Below are 26038 nucleotides of genomic sequence, written 5' to 3' on the forward strand. Positions count from 1 at the left end.
TTCAGACTTCGTTCGCTCCAGATTGTTGCTTTTGTTCATGCATTTGATGGATTGAACGATCCAACCACAACTCATACCAGTCCAGAAAATGTAATCGATTCGTATTGCCCCAATACTGATCAGGATAGATTCCATTGCGGTTAGCCCGGTCATCAACCCAGATCTCTCCGTAGGAGGCCCCCTTAACAACCAGATTCATGGAGATGCCACAACCAAAATCACTGATGCGCAGCATGCCTGCCGACCATTTTGGATCAAAATATTCATGTTCCAGCACTTCCCATTCCTCTTCTTCCTTGCTATCATCGAACCAGTCATAGTTCCAGTTCCATGCTTCCGTGAATTGGAAAGGGTCCGAGATCGCATTCAGCTCATCATCATAACCAAGCACAGCGTATACGCCATCATTCGGGTTTTCCAGACCATAATAAGGTCCTGCACCACCCGTTCCCATATGAAGAAGCCATACCTTATACTCCTCCGGTAACTCAATTCGCCATTTCTGTTCAAATTGCGTAATATCCTCCTGCGTCCACACAGGTGCCATTTCATATTCATGGTTTTCTACGCCAAACAGCTCCAGATCCGGGTCCAGACTTCGGAGAGTGATCAACTTTTCACGCATACGTTCCAGTTGTACATTGTACATGGCCTACTTCCCTCCTTTGCTACTCCATTACGTTTGTTCCACGGCGTACCCGCGTTGCTGCAACTCACCCAGTGTGGCTGCCACATCTCGCTCAGGACACAACTGCTTAATCAGTCTGGCGGTCACCGGTTTTCCTTCATATACTTCAGCTACGGCTTCCAACGGCAGATTCTGCAGGTCGTAGTACCCTTTTGCCCAATCAACGTAATCTTCCGAGTTTTTTTCCAAATATCCCAGCAAAAATTCTGCGCCACCTCTGGCGTCCACTTTGTCTTCCTCGGCCATCGCCAGCTGAATCCAGTTACCAACCTTCCATGGCAAGTCGTTCCCTTCCTGCCATAGACAAAAGGTCACATCCTCCAGATCCAATGTTTCCTCCTGATCTCGCAGTACAGCCATCAAGGCCTCTGGTACTTCATCGTACATGCCCGGATAGATTTCTCCGTCCTCACGAGCATGTGGGCTCAAGGGTGACTCATGATCGAATCCTTTGATCAACGTGCCTGAGTTCGTAAACAATACATGCAGATGATCACCTGCGCCGTTATTGATGCTTCCCCATGCCACACCTGGCTGAAGTTCAGCTTCATAATGATGTACGCGTAACCATTTTTCCTCTGAAAAGATGATATCCAAAGCAGCGAGTATTCTCATCCATTTACGCAGGGCATCTGCATTCATCATCGTTATCTCGTTCCAATCCTGCATATGAATCCCTCCTGTTCGTATATGTACACTATATCCGGATTAAATCATCCAGCATGTTATTTCCCTGAATACTTGGTGTCATGACAATGGTGATCCGACTGGCTTCTCTGGAGACGATACAAGCATAATTTCCGGGTTTTAACTGAAACAGAACCCCTTCACACGTCTCATCCGGCTCCAATTCACCTCCAGTGACATCATCCGCCGCTCCCAGATAGACGTGCCCAGACGGAACTTGCAGATGATACACCCTTTCCCGTTCCGCTCCGTCATCTGGATCTGAATCCTCCTCTACATCCTCCAGGCTCCATTCCACCTCATACACTCCATCCGCACCCAGATTCAGGAACAGACAATGACCTGCATTCACCTCAGCCAGCTCATCCACTGAAATGGACCACCAGTCCGAAGTATCCTCAAGCCGATGTTTTAACGCTGCCAGATCATACAGGCACAATGTTGCCGTATCTGTAACCATTTGAAATGTACCTCTCATATTCATCCGTCCCTTCTGTCTGATCCAAGTCTGACCTCAGAAATATATTCCATCATTATATCAAGCCTGATACACGTGTAAAAGGAACCCATGGACCATCTCTGCTTGCGCAACTCTTCATTTCTCGCTCCAAATGGTCGATATAAGCATAACTGACTTTTTTTGAACCTGATGGAGGAAGCCAAGCCATGTCAATTAACAATAGAAAAGAACCCTTTCGCTACACATTGAAGGAACCGATCCACTTTGAGATCTATATTCTCAGCATCAACGGGGTTAACGCACCAGCCAAGCCCATTCAGGCTGAACTCTGTGACATCAGTCGATCCGGCTGTCAGCTGTCATTTCCGCTATCCCTTCCTGTAGAGAATAACGATATTCGGATTGGAATGAATATGCTGCTTTTTGAAGACCCTCTATATATGGAAGGCACTCTCCGCTGGGGTCAAGAAAAAAATACCTCATGGCACTATGGTGTTCAACTCGAAATGCAGGATGGGAACCAGGACCGTCTCTCTAGAGAGATGCGAATGCTTGCAGGACAAGGCAAAATTATCGTGAAATAGTTAGATAGCCTTAAAACCTGTAACAAAAACAAAAAAACAGCCCAATCAAATTGGACTGTCGCAAGATGAAACTCTTTATGCCGCTTTACTAACTGTCGCTGGTTGTTCCATTTTGGACCAGTTCACGGTTTTTTCAAGAACCAGTGAAACCAATACCCCTATGACGAGACCATTACTTATGATCGGAATGAGGTACATGGGCAAAGTTTGAAAGGCCTCAGCAGGAATATTTATGACCGCAACTCCCGTGAGGACCGGCAACGCTACACGATAGATCGTTTTAGAATTAAACGTCGTACCTTCAAGCGTTCTAAGTGCCGTGCCGAACATCTGAAGATAAGCCACGAACAAAACCGCACTGCCGACGCTTGGTGGTATTTGTGCAAAAAATGCTGTCACTGAAGGTGTAAGACCTATCACACATAACATCCCCGCTCCAATAATCAAGGCAGCACGACGCAGAATGCGAGTACTCTCCAGGAACCCGATCGATGATGCAAATAAACCAAAGGGCAGCACACCTACACAGGCTGACAACATCGTGAACAGACCCGTTAGCGCATAGGAATGCCTATACTGACGACTTGTTGTTTCTGTCCGGTATAGTTTCTCAACTGTGCTTAATGTGGTGATCGAATTCGTCATGTTCACCAGTCCCACGAAAAATGCAGTAATGACAATACCCGGTTCCCATCTGGGCGCTCCCCACGGAAACAGTTCGAGACCAGCCGGGGCCTGATTCGGCTGTCCGCTATGTTGTCCAGGAAACAATAGACTATAAGCGATCCAGCCTGCCACAATCCCAATCAGGATCGCGTAGTTCCCCAGTTTCCCCCTACCCTTTAATTGAATCCATGCCACCAAAAATGCAATGACAACGGACAATGCGGCAACAGGCAGATTGAAGCGGCCAAACTCCGTATATCCAATCATACCTTTGAAAAAATTCATGGTTAATTGAATCGTCATTAAGAACAACATGGCACTCTTCACCATAGGTGTGAACAGCTTTTGCAGCACTTGCGCTGCTCCCAGCCAACCCAGAATCACCATCGTTAATCCCGCTAACAGAAAACCTGCAGCCAGCCCACCGCCAATACGCTCCATACTCATACCGGCCGATGAAGCAGATACCGTCAAACTTAGCGTCAATCCCCACCATAATCCTGACGGACCATCCATAATCGCATATCGATGACCAAATACGGCTTGAAGAATACACACTGCTCCGGTAAGGATAAATGCGTGCTGCATGGAGGCAGCGATGGCATCCGGAGACAGATGAAAATTATGTCCAATGGATAGCGGAACAACAACGGTATTGGTAAACAGGAAGAAAAACCACTGTATACCTGCCAAAATCAGTGAAGATACGTCCTTCATATTCTTTTGTAAAAAATGCTCTTGATGTCTGTTCATTCGTTTGGAATATCCTTTCACTGTTCTGTATCATAAATGTATAGCCTTTTCAGACTTGGGTTAATAGTCGTTCCATCTCGGTATACCGATGCCGGTTCGCATGTGCAAGCGGTGTAATCCCGTCCCGATCCGCAATCTTTGGATCTGCACCATATTGTAAAAGCAAGGCAACAATCTGCTGGTGACGCGGCCCACCATCTCCCAAAATGACCGCTTCCAGCAAGGCTGTCCACCCCAGGTTGTTGATATGGTTCACATCCACATCACTGCGTGTCAGCAGAAGCTCCACAATGTCCACGTGGCCCCGATCCGCTGCTGGGATAAGGGCTGTGCCGCCAAAACGATTCGTTAACCTCGTATCTGCACCTGCTGTGATCGCCAATTCGACCATGTCATACATACCCTCAGCACTCGCGTATAACAGCAGGTTGTCCAATCGTGCATCCCGAAGATTAATGTCGGCTCCGGCGTCCACTAACATCCTTGCCGTGTCTATCTTGTTACCGTGCACCGCAGCCAGCAGAGATGTTCGCCCCAATGCATCCCGTTCATTCAACCGGCTACCCTGTTGTGTGATAAATCGAATGACCTCATCGGTATGGCCCGCTTGAGCAGCATCATGTATTGTTCTAACCACGTTGTTTTATCCTCCAATTCAAGGTCTTTCTCATGCAGTAATATTCATATAGAAACCAAACCCTGTTAGTCAGGTATGCAAATCTAATGTATGGTAACATAAGATCGTAGTATATTAAAAATACATGTTTTGTTGCCTTTCCATATGAATTACATATACATTGCAGGCGAAGGAGAACAACCACTTGGATATCAAACAATGTCGCTATTTCATTGCCATTGCTGAGGAGAAACAGATTACAGCCGCAGCTCGAAGACTGCACATGGCTCAGCCACCCTTAAGTCAGCAACTAAAGTTAATGGAGGAAGAGCTTGGCGTAATTTTGTTTGAACGCAAAGGACGTATGATGGAACTAACGCAGGCGGGTCGCAGCTTCTATGATTATGCGGTTACCTTGACCAAATATATGGAGGAAGCTGTAATGGAGATGCAAAGTTTCCGTCACGGCATACGGGGCAAACTCGCCATCGGCATCAATACCATATCGGATCGCCTGATCCCGCAAGCACTGCAACAGTTTCGCACCACCCACCCACAGGTTACCTATAAAATTCAACAAAATGAATCTGCGCAATTATGCCGATTGCTGGAAGATGGCAAAGTTGAACTTGCCTGTGTACGCATGCCTGTCCAGACTGAACGTTATGAGGTTCTGCATCTGCCACAGGAACCCCTTTTCTACATTTCTTCAACACCGCTTGATAGTCCGACAGAGATGGGACCAGGAGTGGAGATGGGGACTTATTTTGAGCAGCTTACAGGTATCCCTCTACTGCTTCCAAGCACAGAAGGACTCGGTATGTTCGAGCTAATTTTGGACAAGTTTCGGGAGCATCAGGTTACCCCCTCCATCATGGGTGAGTGCTCAGACATTAATATGTTGCTCGAGCTGGTCCGACTCGGCTTTGCCAGTTCCATCGTGCCTCACACGGTACTACAGCTATATCACGAGCACCCATTTCACGTATATCGCATTCAGGACCAGCATTCCACGGTTGGCTCGGCGCTGGTCTGGCTGCAGAACCGCTATCTGTCCAAGCCTGCACAACATTTTGTGCAATTGGTTCAGGGGATGCTTCCCGTGTAAAAGGCTATAAGCAAAAAAACAGCAGCTTTACCGGATTACATTCCAGTGAAGCTGCTGTTTCATTTTTATGGTTAAGCTTTAGCTGTGAACAACAAGTCTTTTTCTTTGATCGTAGTGCGACCAGCAGACTCAATCGACTCATACTGATGCATATTTGTAATAATGACTGGTGTAATCGTTGTGTAACCGGCTTTTTCGATCTGTTCCCGGTCAAACTCCATCAGTACATCACCTACAGCAACCTTCGCACCTGCTTGAACTTTAGGAGAGAAGAATTGACCTTTCAGCTTCACGGTATCAATCCCGATATGAATCAACATCTCTGCGCCTGTATCACTTACCAGACCAATGGCATGTCCACTCTTCGATAACGAGAACACGGTTCCGTTGATCGGAGATACGACGCGACCTTCAGATGGTTGAATCGCGAATCCTTTACCCATAATCTCTTCAGAGAACGCAGGGTCTGGCACTTCGCTCAGCGGTTTAACTTCACCTGTGATCGGGCTGAATACTTGCTCATCTTGTGCTTTTGCTTCTTCAGTTACAGCAGCAGAAGTTGTTGCTGCTGGTGTTGCCGGCTCTGCTGCTGGTGCAGCTACTGGCTCCGATGCATTTTCTTCTTGGAAGCCCAAGATATACGTAATGATTGCTGCCGCTACGATGGCAATCAAACCACCAACCAAAGCATAAATCAATGTGCTAATTGCTGGACTGACAAATGCCGCAATACTCGGCAGACCTGCAAGTCCTGTAATAACATACGATTTAACATTGAAGATTCCCATGAATGCACCAGCAATAGCACCCCCGCTGAGAGCTGCGATAAATGGTTTTTTGAACTTCATGTTGATACCATACATCGCTGGTTCCGTGATCCCCATAATAGCCGTAAGACCTGTGGAATAGGCCAGGGATTTGGTTTTGCTATTTCTCGATCTGAGACCTACACCAAATGCTGCACCACCTTGTGCCAAGTTAGCTGCAAACATCAGTGGAATAATAAAGTCGTAACCCAGTGTTGTCATTGAACCAACAACGATTGGCAGCAACGCATAGTGCATACCTGTAATGATCAGCAGTGACATCGTACCACCAATCAGGATACTTGCGAAGATGGACATGTTGTCGAACAACCATGAAATACCACCGGACAAACCATTACCAAGAACCGTACCCAATGGACCTACTGTCATCAACGTCAGTGGAACCATAATTAACAAGGTAACTGTTGGAACAATGAGTAACTTAAGTGAAGCATGTATAACACGATCAACGGCTTTCTCTACATATGAAGCAATCCAAACGGCCAGAACAATCGGAATAACTGTAGAAGAATACGTTGCCGCTATGACTGTAATCCCCATAAAGGATGAATTGTGACCATCGGCCAGCAATGCTGTAATGGTCGGGTGCATAATGCCCGCAGCAAGCGCCGCGGCAATATACATATTACTACCCAGCTTACGTGCAGCACTGATCGCCAGAATGATTGGCAGGAAGTAGAAGGCACCGTCACCAATTGCCGACAAAATGATATAGGTTGAACTAGTATCGGACAACCATCCAAGTGCGACAAGGATAGCCACGATCCCTTTGATCATACCTGCACCCGTAATTGCAGGCAGGATTGGTGTAAACATACCTGAGATGAAGTCGAACAGCGCACTTATTGGATTTCTCTTTTTCTTCTCCCCAGTTGAAGCGCTTGAGGTTGCATTATCTGCGTTTGGTGATTTGGACATGTTGCCAACGAGTGCGTTATACACGATAGGCACATCGTTACCGATGATAACCTGGAACTGTCCACCATTCTCCATCACGCCCATAACGCCTGGTGTATTTTTCAGCGTCGCTTTGTCCGCTTTTTGGTTGTCATTCAGGTTAAATCTGAGTCTTGTCATACAGTGAGTGACTTGATCGATATTCTCTTCCCCACCAACAAGCTTCAAAATGTCCTTGGACAATTGTTGTTTATCCATTGTGTTTTGCTCCTTTTATGTGTAATGAAGGTTAAAAAAAAACCTAAACACTGAATAATGACAAAGCAGAAAAGCTTATCATTATTCAACGTTTAGGTTTTGCCTTTTTAGCAGTAACAATCCCAACTTTATTCAATTGTTTGTTCATTTCTGACAATCCGTTCAATATGAATGGTCAGATACAGTATTTCTTCCTTGGACAATACCCGATTATAGATCTTACGCGTATAGTCACTGATCCTTACAGCACATGCATGTGCTTCCGGATACTGCTTGCTCACTAAGTCATGAAGCGGATTATCTACTTCTTTATCTTCAATCGCCGTTCCTTGCAACACACGTTGAGCAAAGAACTTCAGATGAGTTAAAAATCGATAATAACTCAATGAATCTTCATCAAGTTCAATCACAAAGCTACGTCTTACGATGTTAAGTATGTCCTTAACGATGTTCGTAATACTAATCGTTTCCCTCATCTCACCGTTCATCTGGGCGTTAACCAGATGCATTGCAATGAATGCGCATTCGTCTTCGGGTAGCAGGACACCTAACGTTTCCTCAATAATCTGTAGCGCCTTGAGTCCAATGGCATATTCCTTCCGGTACATGCGCTTGATCTCCCAGAACAATGCGTTACGGATCTGCAATCCTTGACGATGTCGATCAATGGCAAAATGAATATGATCCGTCAGTGAAATGTAGATGCTCTCATGCAGCTTCTGACCTAACACCGTCTCGGCATAACGGATAATCTCATCCGAGCACTCGACATATTCAACCGGGATATCAGACAGAAGCGTTTTGAGTTTCTGTGATACTTCCTTACTTTCAAGCGAGAATATTTTTTCGACGAGACTCTCGTCAATCGATTCACCAGTATGCTTTTTGAAGGCAATTCCACGTCCCATAACGACCAGTTCGTTTCCTCCCGGATCAATTACGGTAACTACGTTGTTGTTCAGCACCTTCTCAATTTTCATTTCTCCACATCACCTTGCACCGTCAAAGTAGTAAAAGGCAAAACCAAAGCAGGTCACGAAATATGCCCCGCCTCTGGTTTTGCCTGATTGAACAGTAACAATCCAGTATTCATTAGCCTTAGGCCAATCTTACCATATAATTATCCATATGACAATGTTTTTGTGAAAGCGGTTAATGTGCGTTAATGTGACATCAAAAGGTGCTTGCACAACTATGCTTATAGAACTAGTATTTACTCGTTGTTGTTCTTAAGACTTGTGCCATTTGTACTAATAACTTCCTTGTACCAATGGAATGATTTTTTCTTGTAACGATCCAATGTTCCTGAACCGTCATTGTTGCGGTCTACATAGATGAAACCATAACGTTTCTTCATCTCTGCTGTTGAAGCACTTACCAGGTCAATACAGCCCCATGACGTATAACCCATCACTTCTACGCCATCCTCAAGAGCTTCGCCAACCTGTACCAGATGGTCATTCAAGTATTGAATACGGTAATCATCGTTCACCGTTTTATTTCCATTTTCGTCCGTAATCAGCTCATCGACTGCGCCCAGACCATTTTCGACAATAAACAATGGTTTTTGATAACGGTCCCAGTATTTGTTCAAGGTTACGCGCAGTCCTTGCGGATCGATCTGCCAGCCCCACTCACTCGCTTTCAGATAAGGGTTTTGCACACCTGCGAACAGGTTTCCTTTGCCTTCGATACGTTTCTCGGGATCACCAGTCTCACAGATACTTACATAATAACTGAACGAGATAAAGTCTACGGTATGCTTCAGAATTTCAGCATCGCCATCTTCAAACTTAATATTGATATTATTCGCTTTGAAATAACGATTAATGTATTTCGGATAATAACCACGTGCATGGATATCAGCAAAGATATCATTGCGTTGTTCCGCATGCATCGCTGCAACCACATCATCCGGATTCGGAGTCAACGGATACGTAGGCATACTCAGTACCATACAGCCGATTTTGGCTTCAGGCATAATTTCATGTCCCAGTTTTACAGCTAACGCACTGGCTACCAATTCATGATGGATCGCTTGGTACAGATCCTGTTTGGACAGTTCTGCTTTTGGCGTATAGATGCCGCCACTCATGAATGGCTCTTCCAGAATGGAGTTGATTTCATTGAATGTCAGCCAGTATTTAACTTTGCCTTTGAAACGGTTGAAAAGAACTGTTACATAACGCTCGTAGAAATCGATCATTTTACGGTTAACCCAGCCATCATATGTTTTGGACAAATGCAGCGGTGTCTCATAGTGAGAGATCGTTACGAGTGGTTCAATCCCGTATTTGTGACACTCATCGAACAGGTCATCGTAGAATTGCAGACCCTTCTCATTTGGCTCCAATTCATCACCTTTAGGGAAGATACGGGACCAAGCGATTGATGTACGGAACACTTTGAAGCCCATTTCAGCAAACAGTTTAACATCCTCTTTGTAGCGGTTGTAGAAATCGATACCGATCAGTTTCAGGTTATCTTCTGTAGGTGCTTCCGTTCTAGGCGTTGTAATCCCGTGTGGCATTACATCTTGAACAGACAGACCTTTGCCATCTGTATTATAAGCTCCTTCAAGTTGGTTGGCTGCTACAGCGCCGCCCCATAGGAAGTCTTTCGGAAATGGTGTAGTCATATCAATCATTCCTCTCATTATTTATCATTATTAAGTTGGTTATTGAACTTAGTTTGTTGGCAATTGTTCCAATCGTTGCAGAATCAGCTCCAGCTGAGCACCTGTAACCGACTTCGATGAATCAAATTGATCTTTGGACATACCGGACATAATACCGGCTTTGGCACTATTTTGAACGGCTTCATAAGCCCAATGCTTATCATTCAAATCCTTGAACAATACTACAGTTGACTCGTCTGCATCATTCCAGCCGCGACTCGTCAAAATATGGTCTACGATCACTGCCATCTGTGCACGTGTTACTTCCTCTCCCGAGGCAAATATCTGATTGCTGACACCTTTCATCAATCCTGCCTTGGTCACTGTTGCGATGGCCTGACGAGCCCATTCAGGAGCAGAATCTGTGTACGGGTAAGCAGATTCGGATACTTCAGGAAGATTTAACTTGTCGGCAAGCACGAGGGCGATCTGCGCTCTTGTCACAGGCTCAGTTGGTTTTGTTCCATGCTCTATGTTACCTCCATCCTGTTCCCCTGAAGTCCCTTTGCTTAGTTGGAACAGGTCGGCAAGTACTTCTTTGTTGTCAAAAGCCGGTACCCATGACCAATGCTTCATGCCACCGTACAGTCTTTGGCTATCCATGTATGCATCGTCATACAGCGTCATATTGACATGCTTGGCTCCAAGCTCAGTCAAAGCCTGATAAGCCAAAGAGCTTGTCCGGCTGTCAGTGGTTGGATCATTTTTGGCATGCATAATCCATACTGGGACATCCACAATATCTTTCAGTTCTTTTTTGAATGCTTCTACAGATCCGGTGTAATCCGCTACCGTATCCTTGGCCGCTACAATAATCGCTCCAGCAAACAGATCGGGATATTGTGTCAAGAAACGGAAGGCACCACCACCGCCACTGGAAACACCAGACAGATAGATCCGATTCGGATCAACTTCACCTTCAGCAACCAGCTTCTGAATCAACTCATACTGCGCCACGAAGTACGCCTGCATCTGGGCCAGTTGCTCCGGGTTATCATAGATTTTGAAGCTGTAATTCTCAGGATACTGTACGGCCAGTACGGAAGTATCATACCCCGATTCCGTCCAGACTACAGCTCCACGATTTGCAGTAAGATGGCTGCGCCCGTCCGTACCAACTTCGCCACCACCATGGAGCCATACCATGAGCGGCTTCGGTTCTTCGGACGTGCTTCGTTTCAGTTGATAGAACAAGTTCGCACCATTACTGCCTGTAAATTGTCCTTTTTCAAACTCATCGACCGTACGCGTTTTGACTACATTTACATTTTTATCGTCAAAAGAAAGTTCAGGATACGCCTTGCTTGTGACTGCAAATGCTGACTTAAATCCACCTGGATATTTAAAAGGCTTTACCGCCATATGGATGGTATGATCCGTAATTGTCAATTTTATTCCGTCATCTTCATACTCATTCTGTATGATCTCTTCCGCTTCATTTAAAGGATAGCCATCATAATTGCCAGTAAGTTCGAAGTCTGAAGCTTTCAGATTCTGATATTTCTCCGGATTCGCTACAGTAATGTCAAAGGACTCTACCATCTCTCCAGGATCACCAACATAGGTATTGGCCTGGATTCGAGTAACCTGGGTGCTTTCCGCACCAACGGTTGCTGGCCAGATCACACTCAGACTTAGTGTCAGGGCAAGCATCCATCCCATACTTTTTGTGTTCATACTCCATCTTTTCAAAAGATATCCCTCCATATGTAATGTTTGCAGCACATAAAAAAGCGGACAAACGCTAATCAGCAGGCCCTCAGGAACATTAAATTCCATTAAACACTAACTGTTATATCAGGTTTGCCCGCTCAGAAAACGTGAGAATTACAGTTGCTCACCATTACTGGAGATTACGTTTTTGTACCAGTCGAATGAATCCTTTTTGGAACGTTTGAGTGTTCCGTTACCTTCGTCATCCAGATCCACGTAGATGAAACCATAACGTTTGGACATTTCGGAAGTGGACATGCTCACAAGGTCAATCGGGCCCCATGCTGTAAATCCAATCAGATCGACGCCATCTTTGATGGCTTCTTTCATTTGTTCGATGTGTTTTTTCAGGTAATCCACACGATAGGAGTCATGGATCGAACCGTCTTCTTCAACACGGTCATATGCACCCAGACCATTTTCTACGATGAACAATGGTTTCTGGTAACGATCCCAGAAGTTGTTCAAGGTTACGCGCAGACCGATCGGATCGATCTCCCAGCCCCAGTCGGATGCTTCCAGATAAGGGTTTTTCACGCCGCCAGTCAGGTTACCCGATGTTTCTTCCTTGTCTGCAGATGCAGATTTGGTTACGGACATGTAGTAGCTGAAGGAGATGAAATCAACGGTATTGTTCAGCAAGATCTCGTCATCGCCTGCTTCTTTTTGGATCACGATGTCGTTTTCTTCAAAATAACGAGCCATGTAGTTCGGGTATTTACCACGAGCATGCATGTCCGTGAAGAAGAGGTTAATCTGATTCTCGTGTTGAGCCAGACGAACATCTACCGGATTACATGTTGCTGCATAAGTTTCCATACGAGCAAGCATACAACCCACTTGGGAACCAGGCATAATCTCGTGAGCAAGCTTCGTTACCAATGCACTTGCTACAAATTGGTGATGCAGCGCTTGATAAGTGGTTTGCAGTTTGTTGTCCACTTTATCGATCAGAATGCCGCCGCCAGTGTATGGGCTGAACAGCATGACGTTAATTTCATTAAACGTCAGCCAGTATTTCACTTTATTTTTATAACGGTTGAACACCGTTTCTGCATACCGAACATAGTGCTGGATTACTTCACGGCCAGCCCAGCCGTTATATTTTTGCGTCAAGCCAAGCGGTGTCTCATAGTGAGACAATGTAACGAGCGGCTCGATGCCATATTTCAACAATTCGTCGAATACTTCATCATAGAATTTCAAACCTGCTTCATTTGGCTCTTGATCATAACCGTTCGGGAAAATACGTGCCCAGTGAATGGACAAACGGAATACTTTGAAGCCCATTTCAGCGAACAATGCAATATCTTCTCTAAAGTGATGGTAGAAATCGATACCAAAACGTTTCGGGAAACGTTCTTCAAATTTGCCGGAGAGGATCTCTTCGATTCGGGAAGAGGAAATTTCCATAGCATGTCCGCCTGTACGCTTCTCTTTGGGAACATGAGCGATCATGTCCGCTGTGGAGAGGCCTTTGCCGTCCTTATCGAATGCACCCTCCAATTGATTGGCAGCTGTAGCGCCGCCCCATAGGAAGTTTTCGGGGAATCCTTTTTTTGCCGTGGTCATGAACAACAACCTCTTTTCGAAATTTATTTTGGTTTTTCCAGGTAAAAAATGGTGTGATTTAGAGCAGAAAACAAGAAAAACCTAAACTCAAGGTAAAATAGCACCAAAAAAAAGGAGCTTTCATTTCACCATCAGTTTAGGTTTTGCCTGTCTTCACAGTTACAATCCATCAAAAGATGTTATTGCATATTCTGTTGTGTTTGCTCTTGTAATGTAAGCGTAACATATCTATTTTGCAAAATCAACTTCACTGGATCATATGATCGTTCGCACACTCTCACCATCGAAAAAATTAACGCGGCATACGCATAATCGCTGCCCTTAATGCCTGCGCTCCTTTCTCCGTTTCCAGGTAAACAGCGGGACTTTGGTCCCCTAAAGCCGGGATATCTTTCGCCATCCATTCAAAAGCGTACTCCCCCATTTCACACAAAAGCACCCGACTTATATCTGCCGGAATCCCTTGTAATCGCGCACGTTCTACCCACGCGGGGTCCATCTGTTGTCCAAGTTCTTCGAACAATTCGGAAAATGAGTCCCAGCTTGCCTGATTAAACTCCTTTAAATAGATACCTTTCATACTCATGTAATTTCACTCCCTGGATTGCAATTAATAACACCGAAGTCCTATCTGACACAATTCATCCTTAAGCCGCTTGAATCCGTTTCTGTAACAGGTAGACTTAATTTTAAATGTTTTTCGGGGGAAAGAACAGTCAAGGAGGATTCAAGAATGACTCAGGAAGAAAACACATCCGGTTGGGATGCGATTGATCAATCTATGCGTGAATTGTATGGGGAACAAGAGCCAAAACACTACGGCACTGCCCTTCCGTATATTCTTGGAGGTCCCGATCCACTCGATGGCATTAGTGTTTATGAGGTGAACACACCTATGCCTCACTGGCATTTTGTTACCTACGGTTTCTCTGAATTATATGAAAAAGAGATGCAGGATGCATCCAAGAGCGGGTATGGTTTTGAGCTCACCTTTCGTCTTACACGCAGTGAAGCAGAGACTGATCCGCCAGCCTGGGCGCTGAATCTGCTACAGAATGTAGGACGTTACGTGTTCAACAGCGGAAATATCTTTCAGCCAGGAGATTACATGGACGCCAATGGCCCCATCTGTCTGGAATCCGATACTTTGCTGACTGCTCTCTCGTTTATTGAAGATCCGGACCTACCCGCGATCTCAACGCCTAATGGTTCAGCGCAATTTATTCAGATGGTTGGCATTACAGGTCGGGAACTGGAAATGATTCAAAGTTGGAATGCTCGTGGCTTGCTGTCTGCCTCCTCCATGTTCATGCCCAAATATGTGACGGATCTGATGAGAAATTCGTACGCAGATATTCCTTCGGTTATACAAGCGGTTGAGGATGGAATGGAACAGGACGGGTCCAGCACAGCATTTTTATTCATACAACAACTGGCTTGGGAATCTCCTCGCAAAAAATTGCTGCAAAAATCGGTTCCGGCCAAACTCCAGCTTGGAGCCAAACAAGCCGTATTAGTTGGCACCATCCTTCGTAGCCGAATTTCGAAAGGTGCCTCTCTATCCTTGATCGGACCGGATACTAATATTCTGTTCGAAGCAGGAGAACATCCAGCTGTATTGGAATCGGACAGACAAGTTACCCTGACGGTGAACAAACAAATTGTTGATGAGCTGGCAGAGAACCTTCGCCCGTTTGAAGGAACATTTGAGATAACTTCATTGGATCATATTCTCGTTCAGATTGTTAGAACAGAGATTAAGAACCAGGAAGGACACGTCATTCAAACGATTGGATGAGAACTGTGCAGCAAGGAGGAAACAGCATGCCTGCCATTACATTTACCTCACGACACAAAGAGTCTCCGACTTGCTCGCATGCAGCAGGAACGGCTCCGTTCGACTATTTACCAAAATCCAGTCTGGACAGGCTTCGTAAAATCAATCATTTCCTGATTCATGCATTCCAGAACAGTATCTCGGTTATCCAAGAGAATTTAACGGGCACTTATCTTTTTCTACTCACAGATAGCAACGGTGTGCTCCTCTCGATGAATTATAGTTCAGATCTTAAAGCTGTAGTAGAACATTCCCCCATTCGTCCTGGCATGTTCTTCACTGCACAGAGCTGTGGAGTTAACGCCATATCTGTAACGATGGACAGCAACGAGCCTGTAGTGCTGCTGCCCGAGCAGCATGAAAGTCCTTTTTTTCAAAGCTGGCATTGTTACGCCGCACCTCTGTTCATGGGATCGCAACATGTAGGTTATCTGGATGTGTCCACCATTAATGCAGATATGCAAGGTGAACTGATTGCCATTGCCAAGTTAATTCCAGCGTACATGCAGAACTGTTGCCAGAGTCAACAGACTGCTGAAGTGTGCGACAAACCGGCGGTGGAGTTCACCGAGCGTCAGTTAACCATTCTGGAGATGATAGCCGGAGGCCTCACGGTAAAAGCCATTGCTTTGAAATTAAAGTTCAAGGAATGCACCGTGAATCATCACAAAAAAGTGATTTTTAACAAATTAGGTGTGCAATCCAGCACAGAAGCTGTTTCAATTGCCAGCCGAATGTCTTATGTATAGAAGACCCCTATAGATTCCTATAGGTAGTATATGAGAACGTTTGTGCTACAATTTAGGAAGCAGGCAACATGTAGAGAGAGAAACAAACACACACATTTCAGGAGGGTAATATGACAATTCCAAAAAAAGCTTCTTTATTCGCCATGCTCATTATGATTATGCTGGTTGCAGCCGCTTGCGGTGACAAAGCAGATAACACAGCCGCAACAGAAGAGCCTACCCCGACAGAAACAACGACAGGTACTGATTCTGATACAGCGACTACAGAAGAAACAGAGAACACAGAACCAGCAAGCGAAGAGTCCAAGGAAACTGATAATTCCCAAGACGTTGAGCTGGGGACTACGGAAAAAGGTTCTTACACCAATGACTATTTTGGCGTATCTCTGAAATTCCCGGAAGCATGGGAGTTCCAGGATGCTGCAGGCATGAATGAGCTGACAAGTGCTTCATCCGAAGCGATTGCTGGTGATGATGAAACAAAGAAAAAACAAATTGAACTGTCTCAGACCAAAACATTGAATCTGCTTATGGCTTCAAAGTACCCATTGGACGGAGGTCAAGTTGGCCCTTCCGCTATGGCCATTGCTGAGAAAGTAAGCTTGTTGCAAGGCATCCGTACAGGTAAAGACTACCTGGAAGCAACCAAAAAATTCATGGTGGATAGCCAGTTCCCTTACGATTATAAGGAAATGACAACGGAAACCATCGGTGGTAAAGAGATGGATCTGATGCAAATCACGATGGATCCAGGTGACGGTTCAACCGTTACTCAAGATTACTATAGTACAATTATTGAAGGATATGCTTTCAACTTCATATTCACTTACGTGGATGATAAGACCAAAGCCGAGATTGATACCATCAAGAAATCGGTTCAATTCAAATAATCGCTTTTGATTACTGCCATTATACGAAGAACATATAACTCAACCCCGATAACGATCTGTGGAGATCATCGTCGGGGTTCTTTTGTCGTTGAAACAGACTATATATTTCACTATCTAACTAGATATGGCTACCCAGTGCCCTTCCGTGACTTCTACCCACTTGGAATGTTCGAGATTATAACGGTCCTCTACTTCAACATTCTCTCTTGTTGTTTCTTTCACAACATGTCTCTTTTTCTTCGCTTCTACCGCCGGATCAGGGACGGGAATAGCAGATAGCAAAGCCTTGGTGTAAGCATGTTGCGGGTTGGAATAGAGTTCTTCACTCTCTGCAAGCTCCACAATTTTCCCATTATACATCACAGCCACTCGGTCACTGATATGTTTAACCATGGACAAGTCATGCGCGATGAAGAGATACGTCAATCCGAGTCGCTGCTGCAACTCTTCAAGCAATTGTACGATTTGAGCCTGTATCGACACATCCAGTGCAGACAACGGCTCATCACATACGATGAATTCAGGTTCCACAGCCAGAGCTCGTGCAATACCGATCCGCTGTCTCTGTCCACCCGAGAATTCATGTGGATAACGCTGCGCATGGGTAGGATCAAGACCTACCATCTCCAGTAGTTCCTCTACCCGCTTCTCCCGCTGAGATGCTGTACCTGCAAGTTGATGAATATCAAGGGCTTCTCCAATGATATCCATAATCCTCATTTTGGGATTCAGAGATGCATAAGGGTCCTGGAAAATAATCTGCATATGTCTACGCATCGTTTTCATCTCCGAAGCTGACAAGCGATTGAGCGGAACTCCTTTAAACAGTACATCTCCACCTGTTGGCTCATGCAATCGCAGAATGGCACGCCCCGTGGTTGATTTACCACTGCCGGATTCCCCTACAACGCCGAGTGTCTCTCCTTGACGAATATGGAAACTGATATCATTCACAGCCTTTAAGATGTTGCCTTTCCCCAGATTAAAATGTTGTCTGAGTGATTTCACCTCAAGCAACGGCTGATCATCCTCGAGATCTCTCGGGACCAACGATACCGGTTTTGGCTTTTTCTTCTGATCCAGACGTGGTAATGCATTCAGAAGTCTGATCGTATACGGGTGTTTGGGATTAGCAAAAATCTCTGTTGTAGTCCCGGTTTCCACGATCTGCCCTTCTTTCATAACAACAACCCGATCACACATGCCTGCCACTACGCCCAGATCATGCGTGATCAGGATAATCGATGTGCCCAGTTGGTCCTGCATATCTTTCATCAAATTCAGAATCTGAGCTTGAATTGTAACGTCCAGTGCGGTTGTCGGCTCATCGGCAATGAGCAATTCAGGACGACAAGCAAGTGCAATACCAATCATGACCCGCTGACGCATGCCTCCGGAGAATTCGTGTGGATATTGGTTGTAGCGTATTTCACTACGAGTTATCCCCACCCGCTCCATCATGGCAATCGCCTGTTTCTTGGCTTCCCTTTTGGACACCTTCTGATGTTTGATTAGACTTTCGGAGATCTGTTTACCCACTTTAATAGTCGGATTAAGAGAACTCATCGGGTCCTGAAAGATCATGCCAATATCACGCCCACGAATGCTCTCCATCTCTTTCTGCGTTTTATTCGCCAGATCGACCCCTTTGAACAGAATCTCTCCATTTTTCATCTGTGAAGGCGGCGATGCAAGCAGCCTCATAATGGAACGTGCGGTTACACTCTTGCCACTACCCGATTCGCCTACAATGCCTAGTGTCTCTCCTTTGCGCACTTCAAAACTTACCTCTCGTACTGCATGAAACTCACTCTCTCCAGAATGAAAAGAGACCGATAGATCATTAACTTTCAATAAAGGTTCCATGTTATCACCAGCTCTCATCCGTATTTCACATTCACTTATCTCATATGTATACCATTTAATTCCTTGACAATTGTTTAGACCCTAAATAATATATACTATATCAATCGGAATAATGCAATTTAAACCTGAATGAAAGGAGGCACGCTTGGTTTGAATCTTGCAGAAAGCAGCAGACTCTCGCGGTTGGTGCACAATTTAAGTTTTATTTATGGCAAAATGCTACTTCATCCTTCCTACCGATATGTTCTGTTCATTCTTGGATTACCGATCAATCTGGTCGTGTTTCTAATATGGCGTTCGAATCGAAAAAATGACGGCTGGGTAGCCGCCAGGCAGACGGCTGAGCAAGAACTGCTCGCTTCTTCCTATCGGAACAAGATGAAGTTGGAAGTCGAAGAACAGCTACGACGCAAACATCGTTTTTTCCAGCAGCAGGTCAGTGAGGAAGAATTCAGACGTCAGACCGAGGAATGGTTGGAAGAAACGGTTCAGAAAGAGTTGAAGGAGCGGACTTCTCGCATACTTCAGGAACAGGGAAGTCAACGTCTTACGATGGCCGATACATTCCACACCCTTATCGACAAACCGTGGTTTTTCGCGATATCCATTATTCCTGGCTGTCTGATGTATGGCATCCTCTTTTTGTATGGAAATCCTTATCTAAAGTACATATTTGAAAGAATACTGATGACGGTATTTGTCATTCTGGGCGTAGCCACACTCGTATTTACGATTTTGTATATGTCTCCGTTCAACCCGGCAGCTAACATTCTCGGAGAGACAGCAACGCAGGAACAGATTGCAGCATTCAATCAGGTGTATGGCTTGGATCAGCCTTATCTTACACAGCTCTGGAACAATATTAAGGGAGTTGCTCTCTTCGACCTTGGCAAGTCTTTTGCAGGAAATGAAGACGTAACAGCAACGATTGCAAGGAAGTTTCCAATTACATTGACGCTGGCGGTTATCTCCCTGCTGCTAGCACTCGTCATCGCATTGCCCATCGGTATCATCTCAGCGATTAAGCCTAATTCATGGTTCGATTATACGTTTATGTTCATCGCTCTGATTGGATTATCGATCCCGAATTTCTGGCAAGGACTTATTTTCATTCTGAACTTTTCGATCAAATTACAGTGGCTTCCCGCCACCTTCAACCCGCAGAACTGGCTGTCGATCATTATGCCAATCATTGTGCTGGGCACAGGACTTACGGCTGCGGTGGCACGGATGACCCGGTCTTCTACACTGGAAGTCATTCATGAGGATTATGTGATGACCGCCCGCGCCAAGGGGTTAAGCGAACGTCAGGTCATGCTGAAACACGCTGTACGTAATGCATTGATTCCAATCGTAACTGTGGTTGGACTTCAATTCGGAGCCATGCTTGGCGGGGCAGCAGTGACGGAGAAAGTGTTTAATATCAGCGGTCTCGGCAGCTATATTGTGGATAAGCAATTCATCCCCGATATTCCGAGTATCATGGGCGGAGTAATCTACACAGCAATTACGATCTCCATTATCAATGTAGCGGTTGATCTGCTGTACGCTTTTATTGATCCAAGAGTGCGCTCCAAGATGAAACAATATTAAAGTGTGTGTTGAACTACCTCTTAAAGCAGGTGTATTATGACAAACTCGTCCTTAACACAAGAAATGCGTTTCCGGCTTAAGTCTTCTCGAGAATACAGTCAGGCAAGCTTCGCCTGGATCACGTCCCTTCTCTTGACTGCCTTGTTGCTGTTCAACAGTTATGACTGGAGCGGGCAGACGTTCAAACCATTTCTGCTAACGATACTTGGGATCTATGTATTCTTCACACTGGTCCAAAGTGTCATCACCCTTCGGATTCGAAAAGACTTGATCCGTACAGGTACGATCTCTACTTTGACCCGCAGGTTAGCCTGGGTTCAGCTACTTGCCATCATTTCTGGCAACATATTTATCGTAACGGCAGCCTTTCATCTGATTCGAAAAGCCAGGAATGTGGAGTACACCTTTGCGGTATATATGCTGTTAACCCAGCTGTTCGTCATCGGTGTATCTGCGTTAAATGTTTTCAAACCCTATGTGGCTGACAACTTTCTGCCAGCTATGGCGGTGCTCATATTTATTCTGGTCATCGACCTGGTCGTACTGATTATCGTATCCCGATATAACGCGACCTCTATCCTCCCTCGCTGGATGATCGGTGTCAGTGTAGTACTGATTCTGACCTCAATCACAGGTAATGTATTTGCCCTATTGCTCGGCATTTCCATTATTGGGCGCATTCGCACACAGGGGAAACAAAAATCAAACTTCTGGAATGATCTGTGGGAGCGACTTGCTCCGAATATGACTGCCATGTCCGGTTTGTTTTTTATCATTTTTCTGTTCTCGATATCGATTTGCAGCTTCTTTACTTTTGATTACAGCATGGCTGTGGAAAACAACTACTCCGCTCTGCTTCAACCCCCTTCCCTTGCGTATCCCTTGGGAACGGACGACTTCGGACGATGTTTATTTTCCCGGATTGTATTTGGTGCCCGGATCTCCTTGATCGTAGGTTGCATGTCGACCATCATTCCTGTGTTGATCGGTGGAGTCCTCGGAGCATTCTCCGGCTTCTACGGAAGGCATACGGATAACATCATTATGCGGCTGCTCGATATTCTCTATGCGATTCCGGGAATTCTGCTTGCCATTGCCATTATTGCAGCGTTTGGAGCCAATACGATCAATCTCATTCTGGCGCTGAGTCTGGGTTCGATCCCAACTTACGCCCGTACCATGAGAGCCAGTGTGCTCTATGTATCTACTTTTGAATTTGTGGAAGCTGCACGTGCACTGGGGTACAACAATCGTACGATTATTTTCAAACACATTATTCCCAACTCCCTTGCGCCCATGATTATCAAGTCCACACTCACGATTGGTGGAGCGGTTATCGCTACCAGCAGTTTGAGTTATCTGGGACTCGGCGTGGAGCCGCATATTCCGGAATGGGGTAACATTCTGAAGCTCGGCAGTACATACCTGGAGACCCACTCTTATCTGGCGATTTATCCAGGCTTGGCTATTATTCTGCTGGTTCTTTCGTTTAACTTTCTCGGTGACGGTCTGCGTGATGCGCTTGATCCCAAGCTGGAAAAGGCATAACTGATTCGTCGTTGAAATGAATGATATAGAAAAAAGAAATCACACATCACACATTCAAGATATGGAGGGTAATCCCATGAAAAAACGTACACTGATCTCATTACTATTAATTCTCGTCATTGTGATTTCCGGCTGCAGTGTAAAAACGAAAACTGAATCCCAGGCGGAGACCGCACCAGCGGACGCAACAGAAACTGCACAAAAACCGGCAGACATTGAACTGCTCGCCATGAGTTCTTCCGAAAATGATGTAAACATTGTCCGCGACCAACTGACTAAAAACGGCTTCAATGTGAAGCTGAACCTGCAGCCGGATTACGGTAGCTTCAAATCCCAGCAGGATGCAGGGAATTATGACATTGCCTTGTCCAGCTGGACAACGGTAACGGGAAATCCCGATTATGCGGTGCGTTCCCTTTTCAAAACAGGTGGAGATTACAGTATCCTTGCGGATGGGGAACTTGATAAACTCATCGATCAGGCAGCTACTCAAACTCCAGATGAGTACAAAGACACGTACAAACAATTGGAAGATCGCTTGGTAACAGATCAAGCGTATATCGCTCCTTTGTACATTTCCCTGAAAAGTCAGGCTGTGAACAAAGACATTCTGAATGTCGACACCGTTCGTCTCTCCAAATCCCGCGCCATGGCTTGGGAACCGATTGAGTTCAAGGACAGCTCCAAAAATGCCAAAGATCCGTTGATTCTGACGCAAAGTGCATCCGTACTGACTTCCCTTGATCCGATCAAAGGAAACGACGGTTCCATCAACCAGTTGAACACCAATATGTATGTACGTCTCGTTAACTTGACAGATGACGATCAGCTGACAGCAGATGGATCACTGTCCCATAACTTCAGTATTGCTGAAGGTAATTCGGACTACTACTTCATTCTCAGAGACGATATCAACTTTGCGAAGATTGATAACAAAAAAGCTGTAGATACAGGAGAACGTGTCGGTGCAGATGATGTGATCTTCTCCCTGGATCGTGCTAAAAATAAAGATTCCGTTCCGGATCACCGGACGTACAGTCTGCATGAACACATCAAAGAAGCTGAGGTTGTAACGGATCTGAGTGCATTACAATCCATCAAACAATCCAGCGGTAACGGCACAATCCTCGAAGCATTGGAACAAGGATTGGGCAACAAAATTACAGAACTCGTGACGGACAAAACCAAAGCAGATAATAGCGCAGGTAAATATCAGGTCGTTAAACTGACAACAACTGAACCTTTCCCGCAAGTACTGAACTACCTGGCTCACCAATCTGCGGGTATCGTGTCCAAAAAACAGGTGGAGAGCATCAACACATATGATGTAGCTTCATTTGACGTCAACAAAGATATTCCTTACGGTGATCAGAACACGGTGACTGAAGGCGCAGCATACAATAACACCCTTTATACTAGCGGACCTTATATTTTGTCTTATAAAAATGACTATGAAGGTGTATTCTTAAAAAATCCGGCCTACCGTAAAGGCACGAAAGATGAGCCAAAAATTGCTCAGGTTAACGTCCGATTCATCGCGGATGCAGACAGCGCCCTCTCTGCTCTTCGCAGCAGTGAAATTCACTTATACTACGGTGTACCTGAAACCAAGTATGACATCATCGAAAATGACAGCAAACTGAAACTGCAAAGTCTGCCAAGTAACGCTGTCTCCTATCTGTTGTTTAATACGGCCAATCGTGAAGTTGCCAAGAGCAGTGACCTGAGAAAAGCCGTGCTGTACTCCATTAATCAGGATGAGATTTTGAGCTTCTACAAGAACAACAAACTCAAAGCATACTCTACAGTAAGCCCGCTCGTTCAGACCGGGAATGAATTGAAAGCTGATCCTGCAAAAGTAAAAGAATTCTTGAGTAACTACAACGCCTCCAAGTAAACGCATAACAAAAAAAGGTTGTCACCAGGATCATCTATTTGATCCTGATGGCAGCCTTTTTTATTCTTCCAGCACACGGCAATCTGCCAGAACATCGGGATAGTTTCGCATGCTGTCCGCATCAGTAATTTTGCGAATAACTTTGCACGGTACGCCTGCTGCAAAAGAATGCGGTGGAATATCACGAGTCACCACACTACCTGCTCCGATTACACAGCCGTCTCCAATCGTTACGCCTCCGCACACTGTGACGTTTGCCGAGATCCATACATCGTTACCAATCGTGACCGGTTTGGCATAACATAGCGACTTCACATCACCGTTCTGGTCCACCATCTGTCTCCGCTCGCTGGCAATCATGGGATGAATGGGGGTAACAATCGTAACGTTGGGTCCAAAACTGGTATAGTCCCCGATCGTCACTTGCGCGTCATCTTGTATCGTCAGATTGTAATTACCGAAGAAATGCTCGCCTATCCGGGTATGCACACCATAATGAAAAAAGATGGGACCTTGCATGAATCCACCTTCACCGATCTGCCCCAGTAACTGTTGTAATATCTGATTCCTTTCCTCAGTCTGTTCTTCAAAGGTCTGACTGTAACGCTGACTGAGATTATGGGCTCGCCTTTTGATGATCTTTAATTCGGGATCACTTGGACTAAACAACATGCCCTTCATGATTCTCTCTTCTTCACGCATCACGAATCCTCCTCTACAAGAGTAGCTTATAAAATAAAAGCCACAGACATGAACTGTGGGTTATAAGGCTTCTGATAGAATGCCTGACTTCAACGCCTGAAGCACCATTCCTCGTAACCCAGCATCAAAATCATGTTGGAACGAATCCTGATGTACAATCTCGGGCAACGACGGCATGGGGTGATCCTTCCCGTATTGTTTCCACGCCAAATCCAGCTCTTCTCTCTCCACCCTTTCCTGATAAATGACAATCTGGTGCGGGGCAACGACGGCATTAATCGTTTGCAGGATGTGACATACGTTCACTACAAAATCATCTTTGCTCATGTCACGGTGCCAATCAGGTGAATAAGGAAGATACTTGATCTCACCAAACATCCCGTTTTTCCCACGGATCATCTGTCCATTCAACATCATGCCCATACCCGGCGGGTATCGGTTCGGAAAATAAATTCCTGCTACACTCTGTTCCTTCATATCCGCATGCTGTGTACAGTATCCGCTAATCGCTGCATTCACATCATTCTCCACGAGAACTTTTAGTTGGAACTCACTCTCGATCTCCCGTATCAGATGTGAATGGATAAGCTCTTCATGACTGCTCACCGTGATGTCCCCATCCACGGCTTGCCCCGGAATACCGATGCCGATCATATCAATGGAGGGATATTCCTTAATGAAACGCGCGATAAGTTGCAGCATATGCTGTTTATCAAAAGCAGGCAAGATGCGCTCTTCCTTCAACACAACCTTATTCTCCAGATTCATGACCGTTGCCGAAATCAACTCCTGGCCTTTCATCTCTTTGATGTAAAGAACCAAAGCAAGCTTGAAGTTATAATTATATCGATATGCCTGAGCAGGACGACCGCCGTTAGAGGGAACCACTTTATCCTGGAACAACTCTCCGCCATCACATAATTCCTGAATCAGCGCATTAATGGTAACAACACTAAGATTGGTTAATAAAGCTAATTGCGGTTTGGTCGCCGTCTCAATCTGCTGCATGACTTCACGCACATTATTCAAATTGATGTATTTCATCATTGTAGCGTTGGCTTTTTTCATAACCCTCTCGTTTCTACTCTGGTTCAATTGAGCCAAAGCAATGGTATGGATGTCATTCACACCATATCATAACATAATGCCTTACTCGAACACATGAGTTCCATCGTGCTGGAAAAGGATCGAAATCGGCCGAGCTACTTTGTTCACTCAAACAAATCATCTATCGATTTCACAGGCTTCACTTCAATCGGTTGCTTTGACAAGACCATACTTGCATAGGTACCTGCCCATATTATAACTGCCATAATAACGTAGACCATCCATACTTACCTCCCCGTTTCATGTGGATTATGATTTTGCGATACTTACCACATGTGACTATTTCTCTAGTTAATAAACAAACTTTATAAAGTATATTACGTAAGTATGCGAGGATAATAGT

The 26038-nt window shown here is 45.2% G+C and carries 22 protein-coding genes; 8 read left to right on the forward strand and 14 right to left on the reverse strand.

All coding sequences use genetic code 11. The features are described 5' to 3' along the window. Position 1 precedes the first annotated feature (1 nt). From NST38_RS22515 to NST38_RS22525, 3 genes are read right to left on the reverse strand one after another with little or no spacing between them, the layout of a single operon-like run. Entirely contained in the window at positions 2-649 is a 648-nt protein-coding gene (locus NST38_RS22515; RefSeq protein ID WP_076252796.1) for an SMI1/KNR4 family protein, read from the reverse strand. A 27-nt stretch (positions 650-676) separates the two neighbouring features. Then, a complete protein-coding gene (locus NST38_RS22520; RefSeq protein ID WP_076252797.1) occupies positions 677-1357 on the reverse strand; it encodes a hypothetical protein in 681 nt (226 codons plus the stop codon). A 28-nt stretch (positions 1358-1385) separates the two neighbouring features. Continuing rightward, complete coding sequence (locus NST38_RS22525) at positions 1386-1853, reverse strand: DUF6386 family protein (protein ID WP_256720094.1); 468 nt, start codon at positions 1851-1853, stop codon at positions 1386-1388. Positions 1854-2041: 188 nt separating this feature from the next. Between NST38_RS22525 and NST38_RS22530 the strand changes: the two genes are divergently transcribed. Continuing rightward, a complete protein-coding gene (locus NST38_RS22530; RefSeq protein ID WP_036617371.1) occupies positions 2042-2419 on the forward strand; it encodes a PilZ domain-containing protein in 378 nt (125 codons plus the stop codon). 75 nt (positions 2420-2494) lie between these two features. Here the strand turns inward: NST38_RS22530 and NST38_RS22535 are convergent, their stop codons facing one another. Both NST38_RS22535 and NST38_RS22540 read right to left on the reverse strand, forming a co-directional pair. Beyond that, on the reverse strand, positions 2495-3838 hold the full coding sequence (locus NST38_RS22535) for a uracil/xanthine transporter (protein WP_256720095.1): 1344 nt from the start codon (positions 3836-3838) through the stop codon (positions 2495-2497). A 49-nt stretch (positions 3839-3887) separates the two neighbouring features. Continuing rightward, the gene (locus tag NST38_RS22540) at positions 3888-4475 is read right to left on the reverse strand and encodes an ankyrin repeat domain-containing protein (protein WP_076252799.1); all 588 of its coding nucleotides are present in this window, start codon (positions 4473-4475) and stop codon (positions 3888-3890) included. Between the two features lie 184 nt (positions 4476-4659). Between NST38_RS22540 and NST38_RS22545 the strand changes: the two genes are divergently transcribed. Then, the gene (locus NST38_RS22545; protein ID WP_076252800.1) at positions 4660-5562 is read left to right on the forward strand and encodes a LysR family transcriptional regulator; all 903 of its coding nucleotides are present in this window, start codon (positions 4660-4662) and stop codon (positions 5560-5562) included. Positions 5563-5633: 71 nt separating this feature from the next. Here NST38_RS22545 and NST38_RS22550 read toward each other — a convergent pair whose 3' ends face one another. From NST38_RS22550 to NST38_RS22575, 6 genes are all read right to left on the reverse strand, one after another. Beyond that, entirely contained in the window at positions 5634-7544 is a 1911-nt protein-coding gene (locus tag NST38_RS22550; RefSeq protein ID WP_076252801.1) for a beta-glucoside-specific PTS transporter subunit IIABC, read from the reverse strand. 128 nt (positions 7545-7672) lie between these two features. After that, positions 7673-8524, reverse strand: a complete 852-nt coding sequence (gene licT, locus NST38_RS22555) for a BglG family transcription antiterminator LicT (RefSeq protein WP_341344069.1) — start codon at positions 8522-8524, stop codon at positions 7673-7675. 233 nt (positions 8525-8757) lie between these two features. After that, positions 8758-10182, reverse strand: coding sequence for a glycoside hydrolase family 1 protein (locus tag NST38_RS22560; RefSeq protein WP_076252802.1), 1425 nt, complete (start codon positions 10180-10182; stop codon positions 8758-8760). Between the two features lie 48 nt (positions 10183-10230). Continuing rightward, complete coding sequence (locus NST38_RS22565; RefSeq protein WP_076252803.1) at positions 10231-11913, reverse strand: S-layer homology domain-containing protein; 1683 nt, start codon at positions 11911-11913, stop codon at positions 10231-10233. A 135-nt stretch (positions 11914-12048) separates the two neighbouring features. Continuing rightward, a complete protein-coding gene (locus tag NST38_RS22570) occupies positions 12049-13506 on the reverse strand; it encodes a glycoside hydrolase family 1 protein (protein WP_036668687.1) in 1458 nt (485 codons plus the stop codon). Between the two features lie 292 nt (positions 13507-13798). Further along, positions 13799-14092, reverse strand: coding sequence for an antitoxin Xre/MbcA/ParS toxin-binding domain-containing protein (locus tag NST38_RS22575; protein WP_083684686.1), 294 nt, complete (start codon positions 14090-14092; stop codon positions 13799-13801). Between the two features lie 147 nt (positions 14093-14239). Between NST38_RS22575 and NST38_RS22580 the strand changes: the two genes are divergently transcribed. The 3 genes from NST38_RS22580 to NST38_RS22590 all read left to right on the forward strand — a co-directional run bounded on the left by NST38_RS22580 (position 14240) and on the right by NST38_RS22590 (position 16982). Next, complete coding sequence (locus NST38_RS22580) at positions 14240-15304, forward strand: suppressor of fused domain protein (protein WP_076252804.1); 1065 nt, start codon at positions 14240-14242, stop codon at positions 15302-15304. A gap of 26 nt (positions 15305-15330) precedes the next feature. After that, positions 15331-16092, forward strand: a complete 762-nt coding sequence (locus NST38_RS22585; RefSeq protein ID WP_341344070.1) for a LuxR C-terminal-related transcriptional regulator — start codon at positions 15331-15333, stop codon at positions 16090-16092. Positions 16093-16202: 110 nt separating this feature from the next. Beyond that, positions 16203-16982 carry a hypothetical protein gene (locus tag NST38_RS22590; protein WP_076216443.1) on the forward strand — a complete coding sequence of 260 codons (780 nt, stop codon included), beginning with the start codon at positions 16203-16205 and terminating at the stop codon, positions 16980-16982. 114 nt (positions 16983-17096) lie between these two features. On the opposite strand, the gene NST38_RS22595 is transcribed toward NST38_RS22590, so the two are convergent. Further along, entirely contained in the window at positions 17097-18848 is a 1752-nt protein-coding gene (locus tag NST38_RS22595; protein WP_306068611.1) for an ABC transporter ATP-binding protein, read from the reverse strand. Positions 18849-18998: 150 nt separating this feature from the next. Here NST38_RS22595 and NST38_RS22600 point away from each other — a divergent pair, with 150 nt between their 5' ends. The 3 genes from NST38_RS22600 to NST38_RS22610 all read left to right on the forward strand — a co-directional run bounded on the left by NST38_RS22600 (position 18999) and on the right by NST38_RS22610 (position 23886). Then, on the forward strand, positions 18999-20441 hold the full coding sequence (locus NST38_RS22600) for an ABC transporter permease subunit (protein ID WP_256720096.1): 1443 nt from the start codon (positions 18999-19001) through the stop codon (positions 20439-20441). A 36-nt stretch (positions 20442-20477) separates the two neighbouring features. After that, the gene (locus NST38_RS22605) at positions 20478-21989 is read left to right on the forward strand and encodes an ABC transporter permease (protein WP_341344071.1); all 1512 of its coding nucleotides are present in this window, start codon (positions 20478-20480) and stop codon (positions 21987-21989) included. Positions 21990-22065: 76 nt separating this feature from the next. Next, positions 22066-23886: an ABC transporter substrate-binding protein gene (locus tag NST38_RS22610; RefSeq protein ID WP_341344072.1), complete on the forward strand. Its 1821-nt coding sequence runs from the start codon at positions 22066-22068 to the stop codon at positions 23884-23886. 60 nt (positions 23887-23946) lie between these two features. Here the strand turns inward: NST38_RS22610 and NST38_RS22615 are convergent, their stop codons facing one another. Both NST38_RS22615 and NST38_RS22620 read right to left on the reverse strand, forming a co-directional pair. Beyond that, positions 23947-24588: a sugar O-acetyltransferase gene (locus NST38_RS22615; RefSeq protein ID WP_341344073.1), complete on the reverse strand. Its 642-nt coding sequence runs from the start codon at positions 24586-24588 to the stop codon at positions 23947-23949. 60 nt (positions 24589-24648) lie between these two features. Further along, positions 24649-25656: an ROK family protein gene (locus NST38_RS22620; protein ID WP_341344074.1), complete on the reverse strand. Its 1008-nt coding sequence runs from the start codon at positions 25654-25656 to the stop codon at positions 24649-24651. Between the last annotated feature and the right edge of the window lie 382 nt (positions 25657-26038).

Origin of the sequence: Paenibacillus sp. FSL H8-0104 (assembly GCF_038050215.1) — a bacterium.
Taxonomy (GTDB): domain Bacteria; phylum Bacillota; class Bacilli; order Paenibacillales; family Paenibacillaceae; genus Paenibacillus; species Paenibacillus amylolyticus.